This window comes from Pseudomonas sp. Irchel s3f19, assembly GCF_900187555.1.
Lineage (GTDB): Bacteria > Pseudomonadota > Gammaproteobacteria > Pseudomonadales > Pseudomonadaceae > Aquipseudomonas > Aquipseudomonas capeferrum.
In genome coordinates, this window is sequence record NZ_FYDW01000001.1 from 693717 (window position 1) to 705868 (window position 12152).

The 12152-nt window shown below is 63.1% G+C and carries 12 protein-coding genes; 9 read left to right on the forward strand and 3 right to left on the reverse strand.

Annotated elements, in window-relative coordinates; genetic code table 11:
* Nucleotides 1-65 precede the first annotated feature (65 nt).
* From flgA to CKW22_RS03140, 5 genes are all read left to right on the forward strand, one after another.
* Nucleotides 66-818 carry a flagellar basal body P-ring formation chaperone FlgA gene (gene flgA / locus CKW22_RS03120; RefSeq protein ID WP_033699528.1) on the forward strand — a complete coding sequence of 251 codons (753 nt, stop codon included), beginning with the start codon at nucleotides 66-68 and terminating at the stop codon, nucleotides 816-818.
* 156 nt (nucleotides 819-974) lie between these two features.
* The gene (gene flgM, locus CKW22_RS03125) at nucleotides 975-1289 is read left to right on the forward strand and encodes a flagellar biosynthesis anti-sigma factor FlgM (protein ID WP_033699529.1); all 315 of its coding nucleotides are present in this window, start codon (nucleotides 975-977) and stop codon (nucleotides 1287-1289) included.
* A gap of 50 nt (nucleotides 1290-1339) precedes the next feature.
* Nucleotides 1340-1807, forward strand: a complete 468-nt coding sequence (locus CKW22_RS03130; RefSeq protein ID WP_033699531.1) for a flagella synthesis protein FlgN — start codon at nucleotides 1340-1342, stop codon at nucleotides 1805-1807.
* 79 nt (nucleotides 1808-1886) lie between these two features.
* On the forward strand, nucleotides 1887-2630 hold the full coding sequence (locus tag CKW22_RS03135) for a flagellar brake protein (RefSeq protein WP_033699532.1): 744 nt from the start codon (nucleotides 1887-1889) through the stop codon (nucleotides 2628-2630).
* 185 nt (nucleotides 2631-2815) lie between these two features.
* A complete protein-coding gene (locus CKW22_RS03140; protein ID WP_095063738.1) occupies nucleotides 2816-3394 on the forward strand; it encodes a hypothetical protein in 579 nt (192 codons plus the stop codon).
* Between the two features lie 72 nt (nucleotides 3395-3466).
* On the opposite strand, the gene CKW22_RS03145 is transcribed toward CKW22_RS03140, so the two are convergent.
* From CKW22_RS03145 to bkdR, 3 genes are all read right to left on the reverse strand, one after another.
* The gene (locus CKW22_RS03145; RefSeq protein ID WP_033699534.1) at nucleotides 3467-4807 is read right to left on the reverse strand and encodes an MFS transporter; all 1341 of its coding nucleotides are present in this window, start codon (nucleotides 4805-4807) and stop codon (nucleotides 3467-3469) included.
* A 127-nt stretch (nucleotides 4808-4934) separates the two neighbouring features.
* Complete coding sequence (locus CKW22_RS03150; RefSeq protein ID WP_177447935.1) at nucleotides 4935-6176, reverse strand: glutamine synthetase family protein; 1242 nt, start codon at nucleotides 6174-6176, stop codon at nucleotides 4935-4937.
* Nucleotides 6177-6467: 291 nt separating this feature from the next.
* Nucleotides 6468-6953 carry a Bkd operon transcriptional regulator BkdR gene (bkdR, locus tag CKW22_RS03155; protein ID WP_027593063.1) on the reverse strand — a complete coding sequence of 162 codons (486 nt, stop codon included), beginning with the start codon at nucleotides 6951-6953 and terminating at the stop codon, nucleotides 6468-6470.
* A gap of 197 nt (nucleotides 6954-7150) precedes the next feature.
* Here bkdR and CKW22_RS03160 point away from each other — a divergent pair, with 197 nt between their 5' ends.
* From CKW22_RS03160 to lpdA, 4 genes are read left to right on the forward strand one after another with little or no spacing between them, the layout of a single operon-like run.
* Complete coding sequence (locus tag CKW22_RS03160) at nucleotides 7151-8383, forward strand: 3-methyl-2-oxobutanoate dehydrogenase (2-methylpropanoyl-transferring) subunit alpha (RefSeq protein WP_047583445.1); 1233 nt, start codon at nucleotides 7151-7153, stop codon at nucleotides 8381-8383.
* A gap of 1 nt (nucleotide 8384) precedes the next feature.
* Nucleotides 8385-9443 carry an alpha-ketoacid dehydrogenase subunit beta gene (locus tag CKW22_RS03165; protein ID WP_095063740.1) on the forward strand — a complete coding sequence of 353 codons (1059 nt, stop codon included), beginning with the start codon at nucleotides 8385-8387 and terminating at the stop codon, nucleotides 9441-9443.
* Nucleotides 9444-10730 (forward strand): dihydrolipoamide acetyltransferase family protein, encoded by a 1287-nt coding sequence (locus CKW22_RS03170; protein WP_033699540.1) that lies wholly within the window; start codon nucleotides 9444-9446, stop codon nucleotides 10728-10730.
* Between the two features lie 2 nt (nucleotides 10731-10732).
* Nucleotides 10733-12112, forward strand: coding sequence for a dihydrolipoyl dehydrogenase (lpdA, locus tag CKW22_RS03175; protein WP_095063741.1), 1380 nt, complete (start codon nucleotides 10733-10735; stop codon nucleotides 12110-12112).
* Nucleotides 12113-12152 lie beyond the last annotated feature (40 nt).

Sequence of the window (12152 nt, forward strand, 5' to 3'; positions counted from 1 at the left end):
TACGTTTCAGCCTTTCGTTGCAAATCAGGTACCGAGTCGGCACGGGCTTTGCTTTTTTGAGCGCCATGTACACGAAAACGACATTTTTCCGACGATTGACGCACCTGCTGACTGGCTCGCTGGCCACGCTGTGCCTGCTGGCGCCCGGCGTTCGCACGCTGGCGGACGCGTTTACCTTGCCTGAACAGCTTATCGGTGTCACCCAAGGGTTTCTTGAATTCACCGTAGAAGATTATCTGGCCACCACCCAAACCGTCGGCCGTTACGAGATCCAGGTCAGCACCCTCGACCCGCGCTTGCGCATGCCATTGTGCAGCCAGCCGCTGGACGCTTCGCTGGAAAGCCCCGCGCAGCCACTGGGACGGGTCACGGTGCGGGTGCGTTGCGACAGTGCGGCACCGTGGACCGTGTTTGTGCCGGCAACGGTGCGGCTGTTTCGCGATGTGGTGGTGGTCACCCGCCCGCTCAAGCGTGACAACGTGGTCGGCGAAGGTGACGTGGCCCTGCGCGAGCGTGATGTCGGCACCCTCGGCCAGGGCTTTCTCAGCGAGCTGGACCAGGCGGTGGGCATGAAGATGCTGCGCCCTACGGTCATCGACCAGGTGCTCACCCCGCAGCACCTTGAGCAAGCCGAAGTGGTGCGCAAGGGCGACCACGTGGTGATCATCGCCCGCAGCGGCAGCCTGAGCGTGCGCATGCCAGGCGAAGCGCTGAGCAAGGGTGGCCTGAGTGAACAGATCCGGGTGCGCAACCTCAACTCTAAACGGGTGATCAAGGCCCGCGTGACCGGCCCCGGCCAGGTCGAGGTGACGATGTAGCAGGATTGCGCTGGCAGTGTGGAACCGCTTTTCCTAAACTGTGTCAGAACACGGGTTCGCGAGCTTGCTGACAGGCGGCTATGCATTTGTGCCTAAAGTTTCTTTCGGGTTGGCCGAAAACAAGGCAAGCGTCCAAATACCCAGAGGTTTCTGATCATGGTCATCGACTTCAGTCGTTTGAATAACTCTCCGTCCGTCACGGGCGGCGTTCGCGGCAATGCCGCGCCCGGCACCGCCGAAAAGCCCGGCGCGAGCCAGGAAGCGCCTAAAAGCACCAGCGCCAGCGGAGAAGCCGTACACCTCAGCCAAGAGGCACAGCAGTTGCAAAAGATCAGCGACACGCTGCGCGAACAGCCCGTGGTCAACAGTGCCCGCGTGGCCGAGTTGAAACAGGCGATCGCCGATGGCAGCTACCAGGTCGATGCCGGCCGGGTCGCCAGCAAACTGCTCGATTTCGAAGCCCAGCGCTGACCGTTCGGCGCGCTGACTTCACGGACGCTTAACAAAGCCAAGAGTTAGCCATGCACGACACCACCTTGCTGCAACTGATCGAAGATGACATCGCCCCGATGCAGGAACTGCTCGACCTCCTTCATAAAGAAGCGGTCGCCCTGCATGGCCGCGAGATGGCGCTGCTGGAACAGATCCTGGCCCGCAAGCAGTCATTGATCATCTTGCTCGAGCAGCATGGGCAGCGGCGCAGCCAGTTGCTCACCGGCCTCGGCCTTAGCGCCGACCGCGCCGGTGTGCAGGCAGTGGCAGCGCAGTCGCAGCATGGCGAAACAATGCTGCAACGGCTCGATATGCTCTCGCAACTGATGGACACCTGCCAGCAGATCAACGAGACCAACGGGCGCATCATCCAAGTGCAGCAACACGTCACCAACAACCAGATCAGAATCCTCATGGGTGGCGATTCTCCGTCGCTCTACGACAGCCGTGGCGGCACCTCGCTGCTGGCCAAGCCGCGCGCCCTCAGCCAAGTGTGATACTTCTATCAAGGCACGGAACATACTGGCAAAATGCCGTTACTTGCGTGTGTCGTTTTTGCCTGGAGATTGATTAGCCGTGTTCAATGAAGCCGATGCCCCGCAGCCGCCGAAGGTGCTGAGTACACCTTTGGAGATCGCAGCCAACCTGCGACAGCTGCAGGAAAGCCATGACCCCCTGATCATCACCTTCCATGATCGCAACCAGCGGTTCCAGAGCTACGTGGTGAATGTTGACCGCGACAGCAATACCCTGGCGCTGGACGAAATGATCCCCCGCGACGGCGAAAAATTCATCGAGAACGGCGAACCGTTCCGCGTCGAAGGCTTCCACGATGGCGTGCGCATCGCCTGGGAATGCACTGCCCCGCTGACCATCAGCGAAGTCGACGGCCACCGCTGCTACCGCGGCGCGATGCCGGAAGAAATGACCTACCACCAGCGCCGCAACGCCTTTCGCGCTGCGTTGAAGCTGTCGCAGCTGGTCGATGTCATCCTCGACGGCACCCACCTCAAAGGCAACGGTGCCCTGCGCGGCAAGCTGCTGGACATCTCTGCCACCGGCTGCAAGCTGCGCTTCGAAGGCAACGTCGAGGACCGCCTGCAACTGGGCCAGGTGTACGAGCGCTTCAAGGCCGGCAACCCGCTGGGCCTGATCGACACCATGGTCGAGCTGCGCCACCTGCACTTCGAGGAGCGTATCAACACCACCTTCGCCGGCGTGCGCTTCCATAACCTCAACGGCCAGGCGCAACGCAAGATCGAAAGCTTCGTCTACCAGTTGCAGCGTGAAGCGCGACGGTTCGATAAAGACGACTATTGAGGTCATCGCCTGATGCGCCAACGCCACCCAAACGGGTGGCGTTTTTGTTGGCGCCCATTACCCGACCTTGCATGCGGGCAACCGGGCTTGCTGACCAGCAAGGTTTCCCGCTTACCGCTGTTTTGTCGGCTGCTTAATGTGGTTTTGTACCGCCCGGCTGGGCGGGTCAGAGGAGCAGACAGCGCATGATTCGTTCCACATTTACCGCAGAATTGCATAGCCAGTTTGGCCGGATCGGGGTGGTTGATACACCTTATTGGGCCTATCCGCCTTTTGCTGCAAACCAGGACGGCTGGTTGTGTACCGACGACGAACGAGGTGATTCAGTCAGTTTCAAACCGCTCACATTCAAATTCACCTTCATCGAAGAAACGGCGAACCGCCTCATTTATCGAATCAACAGCACCGCAGACGCCAAGTTCAATAACGCAAGGCTTGAGCAAAACAGCAACGGCTGGCTGGGTATGTATGGGTACGGGCTGACACATGAGCTCACCAGCGGACTCAATCCTTCGGTGCTCCTGAACAAGGCCCCCTTCTTCCAGGATCAATGGAAGATTGAATTACTCGACAAATGGGACGGCAACCTGACGGGCACCGAAGACGTCGAGTTTTACTTACGTGACAAAGACGGCCATCGGGTCTCGCAGGTTCTGTCGGTCTACAAAGACCGATTCGAGACACTCCGTCACTGGTTCTTGCACGCAGGCACCAAGGACGGAACGATACTGAAATTCCACCTGCACGCCATCAAGGTGTTGTGATTGGCGGTGAGTCACCGCGACGCCCAGCGACGGATACGGCTCATTCGGCCTTCAACGCTGGGCGGCCTGACCTCACACAGACTTGTCGACTTCAGGTTGCGCCTTGGCTTCGCGCTCTACCGAGCCTTGGTCCGCTTCCGTATCCTCCGCCGCCACCGGCGCCTGCATCACATCCTGCACCGTCTGCTCATCGACCCGTGGGTCGAGCGCTGCCGACAACGGCGAACCGGCCGCCGGCATTGCCACGTGGCCCAGCGGCGCGTCCTGCACCTGGTGCAGCCCGGTGACCGCTTTCGGCCGAATGCGCCACACCAGCACCAGCGCGAAGAACGTGAAGAACGCATACAGCATCTGCGCGCCCAGCACTTTCATCAATACGCCCGCCGCCAGAGGGCCGATACAAGCGCCCACACCATAAGTGACCAGCAGCATGGCGGTCAGCGAGACCCGCCGCTCGCTCTCCACGTGGTCATTGGAGAACGCAACTGCCAAGGGGTACAGGCAGAACTGCAATAATGAAATGACAAAGCCGATACCGAACAGCAACTCCAGCGGCACGCTGGGCAAGAGGGCCAGCGGCGCAGAGGCCACCGCCAGGCCCACGGCAGCACTGCGGATCAGTAACGCGCGGTCGTAGCGGTCGGACAGCCAGCCCAACGGCCACTGCACCAGCAGCCCGGCAAAGATGCAGCTACCCATGAACAGACCGATCTGCTCGGTGGACAGCCCCTGATTGGAAGCGTACAGCGGCGCCAAGCCGTAGAACGAACCGACGATCAGGCCCGAACCGAGCACCGTGCTCAACGACTGCGGCACCCGCTTGATGAAGAACTTCGGCTCCATCGGGGCCGGGCGCAAAGGCGCCGGGTGAATGCGCCGGGTCATCGCCACCGGCACCAGGCACAGGGCGAAGCACATGGCGACCAGCATCAGCAGTTCAGGGCCGAGCTCGGGGTGCACCACCAGAATCAGCTGGCCGAGCACCAACCCCAGGTAGGAGGCGATCATGTAGCCACTGAATACCGCACCGCGGTGCTTGGCATCGGCCTGTTCGTTGAGCCAGCTTTCGATGACCATGTACTGGCACATCATCCCCAGGCCGACCACCATCCGCAGCCCGACCCAGGCCGGCAACCAATTGGTCATGCCATGGCCGAGCACCGCCGCGCAGACGATACCGGCGCAGGTGGCATACGCGCGAATGTGCCCTACCCGGCCGATCAGCCGGTGGCCGACCTTGCCGCCCACGGCCAAGCCGAAGTAGTTGGCCGCCATCAACGCACCGACCCACAAGCTGTCGACATGGTCGGCCGCCAGGCGCAGTGCCAGGTAGGTACTGAGCAGGCCTGAGCCGATAAGCATCATCAAGGCAGCGAAATACAGCGACTGAAACGGCTTCCAGATGTTTCGCATACGTCCCGTCGGGCTCCTTGGTCAGGTGGCGTTGGCCTGGCAAGCATAAAAGCAATTGTGTTGCAGCGCAGTCCCTTGCCTGCGAAATAGCGTGCAGGGGACGCGTCCAGTAGCGGTTGTGTCGCGATCAGGCCTGTGCTGCCAGCACCCGACGCTCCCACGGCGTGATCTCGTCGAAGAAGTCGGTCAGCTCCAGCGTCTTGCTGGCAACGTAGCCTTCGATGAACTCGTTGCCGAACAGTTCCCGCGCCAGCGCGCTGCGCTTGAGGCGCTGCAGTGCTGCGTGCAGGGTGCACGGCAGGCTCAGGTGCTCTGGCACCTCGAACTCACCCTGGATGGCCGGCGCCGGCTGCAAGCGTTGCTCGATGCCGTGCAACCCGGCAGCCAGGCTTGCGGCAATCGCCAGGTACGGATTGGCATCGGCGCCGGGCAAGCGGTTTTCCACGCGCCGGGCCACGGGCGCGCTGGCCGGTATGCGCAAGCCCGCCGCGCGGTTATCCTCGGACCAGCAGGCGTTGTTGGGCGAGGCGTACGGGTGGCACAGGCGCTGGTAGGAATTGACATTGGGCGCAAACAACGCGGTGAAGTCCGCCATGCACGCCTGCAGGCCACCGATGAAGTGCAGGAAGGTGGCGGTCGGCTGTCCCTGCTCATCGCTGAACACGTTACGCCCGCTGCCGATCTCCACCAGGCTCTGATGAATGTGCATGGAACTGCCGGGGGTCTTGGCCAGGGGCTTGGCCATGCACACCACGGTCAGCCCATGCTTGAGCGCTACTTCCTTGAGCAGGTGCTTGAACAGGAAGGTCTGGTCGGCCAGCAGCAGCGGGTCACCGTGCAACAGGTTGATCTCGAACTGGCTGATGCCCATCTCGTGCATGAAGGTGTCACGTGGCAGGCCGAGCGCTGCCATGCACTGGTAGACCTCGTTGAAGAACGGCCGCAAGCCATTGTTGGAGCTGACACTGAACGCCGAATGGCCAAGCTCCCGGCGGCCATCCTTGCCCAGGGGCGGCAGAAAGGGCTGCACGGGGTCGGTGTTGGGTGCAAAGACAAAGAATTCGAGTTCGGTTGCCACCACCGGGGCCAGGCCCAAGGCTGCGTAGCGGGCGATCACCGCCTTGAGCTGGCCGCGAGTGGACAACGCAGACGACCTGCCATCCAGTTCGTTGGCGTCGCAGATGGCCAGGGCGCGGCCATCCTCGCTCCAGGGCAGGTGGTGAATTTGCGTGGGCTCGGCCACCAGCGCCAGGTCGCCGTCATCACTGCCGTAGAACCTTGCCGGCGGGTAGCCGCCCATGATGCATTGCAACAGCACGCCACGGGCCATCTGCAGACGCCGGCCTTCGAGGAAGCCCTCGGCAGTCATCACTTTGCCGCGCGGCACACCGTTGAGGTCAGGGGTGACGCATTCGATTTCATCGATGCCGTGAAGGTGTTCGGCGAGGGTGCTCTGGCCTGCGGTGGTCATGACGCGTGTCCTTGTTGTTATGGCTGACAACAACATAGGCTGGGGGTGTTTAAAATATCAAGCACCTATTGGGTTGCCAGTGCCGGCCTCTTCGCGGGGCGAGCCCGCTCCCACAGGTACCCTGTTGCTCTTTGATTCATCGGTGTGGGAGCGGGCTTGTCCCGCGAAGAGGCCAGCACTGGCAACCCTTTATTCGCGCAGGGTCATGCCATTGGCCGGCAACGGCAAGGCGGTCTTGTAGCGCACCTGCTTCAAGGCAAAACTCGAGCGAATGTTCGCCACTCCCGGCAACCGCGTCAGGTAATCGAGAAACCGCTCCAGCGCCTGAATGCTCGGCAACAGCACCCGCAGCAGGTAGTCCGGGTCGCCGGTCATCAGGTAGCACTCCATCACCTCGGGGCGCTCGGCGATCTCCTCCTCGAACCGGTGCAGCGACTGCTCCACCTGTTTTTCCAGGCTCACATGGATGAACACATTCACATCCAGCCCCAGCGCCTCCGGTGACAACAAGGTCACCTGCTGGCGGATCACCCCAAGTTCCTCCATGGCCTTGACCCGGTTGAAACAGGGGGTGGGCGACAGGTTAACCGAACGCGCCAGCTCTGCATTGGTGATGCGGGCGTTTTCCTGAAGGCTGTTGAGAATGCCGATATCGGTACGATCGAGTTTGCGCATGAGACAAATTCACCGGTTTTTTGTGTTTATGCGGAATGTTTATCTGCGCCCGTCGGCAAAGGCAACCAACTTGAGAGAAATATTCTTCTGCCGTGCCACTAAGATGTAGGGGACGCTGACTTGCCAGTCACGAGCCGGTACTCAGCGGCGGCCGCTTCAGAGCTCACAAAAACAACATTCGAGCGAGCGTAAAAAGCATGAACGAGTACGCCCCCCTGCGTTTGCATGTGCCCGAGCCAACCGGCCGGCCAGGCTGCCAGACCGATTTTTCCTACCTGCGTCTGAACGATGCAGGTATTGCCCGTAAACCTTCGATCGACGTCGACGCTGCCGACACCGCCGAGCTGTCCAACAGCTTGATCAGGGTGCTGGACGAGCATGGCGACGCACTTGGCCCGTGGGCCGAGGACATCGACCCAATGGTCCTGCGTCAAGGCATGCGCGCCATGCTCAAGACGCGTATCTTCGACAGCCGCATGGTGGTTGCCCAGCGCCAGAAAAAGATGTCCTTCTACATGCAGAGCCTGGGCGAGGAAGCCATCGGCAGCGCCCAGGCCCTGGCGCTGAACCGCACCGACATGTGCTTCCCCACCTACCGCCAGCAGAGCATCCTCATGGCCCGCGACGTGTCGCTGGTGGAGATGATCTGCCAGCTGCTGTCCAACGAGCGTGACCCGCTCAAGGGCCGCCAACTGCCGATCATGTATTCGGTGCGCGAGGCAGGTTTCTTCACCATCAGCGGCAACCTGGCGACCCAGTTCGTGCAGGCGGTCGGCTGGGCCATGGCCTCGGCGATCAAGGGCGATACCAAGATCGCCTCGGCCTGGATCGGCGACGGCGCCACTGCCGAGTCGGACTTCCACACCGCCCTGACCTTCGCCCATGTGTACCGCGCGCCGGTGATCCTCAACGTGGTCAACAACCAGTGGGCGATCTCCACCTTCCAGGCGATTGCTGGCGGTGAATCGACCACCTTCGCCGGCCGTGGCGTAGGGTGCGGCATCGCCTCGCTGCGCGTCGACGGCAACGACTTCGTCGCTGTCTACGCCGCCTCGCGCTGGGCTGCCGAACGCGCCCGCCGTGGTCTGGGACCTTGCCTGATCGAGTGGGTCACCTACCGTGCCGGCCCGCACTCGACCTCCGACGACCCGTCCAAGTACCGCCCCGCCGATGACTGGAGCCACTTCCCGCTGGGCGACCCGATCGCCCGCCTGAAGCAGCACCTGATCAAGATCGGCCACTGGTCCGAGGAAGAACACCAGGCCGTCACCGCCGAGTTCGAAGCTGCGGTCATCGCGGCGCAGAAGGAAGCCGAACAGTACGGCACCCTGGCCAACGGCCACATCCCGAGCGCAGCCTCGATGTTCGAGGACGTGTACAAGGAAATGCCCGAACACCTGCGCCGTCAACGCCAGGAACTGGGGGTTTGAGATGAACGACCATAACAACAGCATCAACCCGGAAACCGCCATGGCCACCACTACCATGACCCTGATCCAGGCCCTGCGCTCGGCCATGGATATCATGCTTGAGCGTGACGACAATGTCGTGGTCTACGGCCAGGACGTCGGTTACTTCGGCGGCGTGTTCCGCTGCACCGAAGGCCTGCAGAACAAATACGGCAAGTCGCGCGTGTTCGACGCGCCGATCTCCGAAAGCGGTATCGTCGGCACCGCCGTGGGCATGGGTGCCTACGGCCTGCGCCCGGTGGTGGAAATCCAGTTTGCCGACTATTTCTACCCTGCGTCCGACCAGATCGTCTCGGAAATGGCCCGCCTGCGGTATCGCTCGGCCGGCGAGTTCATCTCGCCGCTGACCCTGCGCATGCCGTGCGGGGGTGGTATCTACGGCGGCCAGACCCACAGCCAGAGCCCGGAGGCGATGTTCACCCAGGTGTGCGGACTGCGCACGGTCATGCCGTCCAACCCCTATGACGCCAAGGGCCTGCTGATCGCCTCGATCGAATGCGACGACCCGGTCATCTTCCTCGAGCCCAAGCGCCTCTACAACGGTCCGTTCGACGGCCACCACGACCGCCCTGTGACGCCCTGGGCGAAGCACCCGCACAGCGCCGTGCCGGATGGCTATTACACCGTGCCACTGGACAAGGCGGCGATCACCCGCCCGGGCAATGATGTCACCGTGCTGACCTACGGCACCACGGTCTACGTGGCCCAGGTGGCCGCCGAGGAGACCGGCGTCGACGCCGAAGTCATCGACCTGCGCAGCCTGTGGCCGCTGGACCTGGAAACCATCGTCGCGTCGGTGAAGAAGACCGGCCGCTGCGTGGTGGTGCATGAGGCCACCCGTACCTGTGGTTTCGGTGCCGAGCTGGTGTCGCTGGTTCAGGAACACTGCTTCCATCACCTCGAAGCGCCGATCGAGCGCGTTACCGGCTGGGACACCCCCTACCCCCACGCACAGGAATGGGCTTACTTCCCAGGGCCTTCGCGGGTTGGTGCGGCATTGAAACGGGTCATGGAGGTCTGAATGGGCACGCACGTCATCAAGATGCCGGACATTGGCGAAGGCATCGCACAGGTCGAGTTGGTCGAGTGGTTCGTCAAGGTCGGCGATGTGATCGCCGAGGACCAGGTAGTGGCCGATGTCATGACCGACAAGGCGACCGTGGAAATCCCTTCGCCGGTCAGCGGCAAGGTGCTGGCCTTGGGTGGCCAGCCGGGTGAAGTGATGGCGGTCGGCAGCGAGCTGATCCGCATCGAAGTAGAGGGCAGCGGCAACCATGTCGACGCGCCGCAGGGCAAGCCGGCCGACACCAAGCCGGCCGAGGCAGTTGTCGCGCCAGTCGCGAGCACGCCGCAACCGCGTGCCGCAGTGCCAGCGCCCGCCTGCCAGGGCGCAGCCCCCCACACCGCCGCGCCCATCGTGCCGCGCCAGGCCGGCGACAAGCCACTGGCCTCTCCGGCCGTGCGCAAACGTGCGCTGGATGCCGGTATCGAACTGCGCTACGTGCACGGCAGCGGCCCGGCCGGGCGCATCCTGCACGAAGACCTCGACGGTTTCATGAGCAAACCGCAGACCGCAGCCGGGCAAGCCCCGAGCGGCTACGCCAAGCGTACCGACAGCGAGCAGGTGCAAGTCATCGGCCTGCGCCGCAAGATCGCCCAGCGCATGCAGGACGCCAAGCGCCGGGTCGCGCACTTCAGCTATGTCGAGGAAATCGACGTCACCGCCCTGGAAGCCCTGCGCCAGCAGCTCAACCAGAAGCACGGCGACAGCCGTGGCAAGTTGACCTTGCTGCCGTTCCTGGTCCGCGCCCTGGTCGTGGCCCTGCGCGACTTCCCGCAGATCAACGCCACTTATGACGACGAAGCACAGATCATCACCCGCCATGGCGCGGTGCATGTGGGCATCGCCACCCAGGGTGACAACGGCCTGATGGTGCCGGTGCTGCGCCATGCCGAAGCCGGCAACTTGTGGGGCAATGCCAGCGAAATCTCGCGCCTGGCCACTGCCGCGCGCAGCAACAAGGCCAGCCGCGAAGAACTGTCCGGCTCGACCATCACCCTGACCAGCCTCGGTGCGTTGGGCGGCATCGTCAGTACGCCGGTGGTCAACACCCCGGAAGTGGCGATCGTCGGCGTCAACCGCATGGTCGAGCGGCCGATGGTGATCGACGGCCAGATCGTCGTGCGCAAGATGATGAACCTGTCCAGCTCGTTCGACCACCGGGTGGTCGATGGCATGGATGCCGCGCTGTTCATCCAGGCCGTGCGTGGCCTGCTTGAACAACCCGCCTGCCTGTTCGTGGAGTGAGCATGCAACAGACTATCGAAACCACCCTGCTGATCATCGGCGGCGGCCCTGGCGGCTATGTGGCCGCCATCCGCGCCGGGCAACTGGGTATCCCCACCGTGCTGGTCGAAGGCCAGGCGCTGGGCGGCACTTGCCTGAACGTCGGCTGCATTCCGTCCAAGGCATTGATCCATGTCGCCGAGCAGTTTCACCAGACCTCGCGGTACACCGCGCCGTCGGCACTGGGCATCAGTGTCAGCGCGCCGCGCCTGGACATCACCCAGAGCGTGGCCTGGAAAGACGGTATCGTCGACCGCCTGACCAGTGGGGTTGCGGCCTTGCTGAAAAAGCACGGGGTCAAGGTGATCCACGGCTGGGCGAAGATCCTCGACGGCAAGCATGTCGACGTCGATGGCCAGCGCATCCAGTGCGAGCACCTGCTGCTGGCTACAGGCTCCAACAGCGTCGAACTGCCGATGCTGCCGCTGGGCGGGGCGATCATTTCCTCGACCGAGGCACTGGCACCGGCGGCCTTGCCGCAGCACCTGGTGGTGGTAGGCGGTGGCTATATCGGCCTGGAGCTGGGTATCGCCTACCGCAAGCTGGGCGCACAGGTGAGCGTGGTGGAAGCACGCGAGCGCATCCTGCCAACCTACGACAGCGAACTGACTGCCCCGGTGGCCGAGGCGCTGAAGAAGTTGGGCATCGCCGTGCACCTGGGCCATAGCGTCGAGGGTTACGACAATGGTTGCCTGCTGGCCCGTGACGGCCAGGGCGAGCAACTGCGCCTGGAAGCCGACCGGGTACTGGTGGCCGTGGGCCGCCGCCCCCGCACCCAGGGTTTCAACCTGGAATCCTTGGCGCTGAAGATGAACGGCGCCGCCATCGTCATTGACGAGCGCTGCCAGACCAGCATGCACAATGTCTGGGCCATCGGCGACGTGGCCGGTGAACCGATGCTCGCGCACCGGGCCATGGCCCAGGGCGAGATGGTCGCCGAGATCATCGCTGGCAAGGCACGGCGCTTCGAACCCAGCGCAATCGCTGCGGTGTGCTTTACCGACCCGGAGATCGTGGTGGTCGGCAAGACGCCTGAGCAGGCCAGCCAGCAGGGCCTTGACTGCATCGTCGCGCAGTTCCCGTTCGCCGCCAACGGCCGGGCCATGAGCCTTGAGTCCAAAGCCGGCTTCGTGCGCGTGGTAGCGCGCCGCGACAATCACCTGATCCTGGGTTGGCAGGCGGTGGGCGTGGCCGTTTCGGAATTGTCCACGGCCTTTGCCCAGTCAGTGGAAATGGGCGCATGCCTGGAAGATATCGCGGGCACCATCCACGCCCACCCGACGTTGGGTGAAGCGGTCCAGGAAGCGGCATTGCGTGCGCTGGGCCACGCCCTGCATATCTGACGCTGAAAGGGCTCAGGCCGATTGAGTCCCTGGGGGTGCG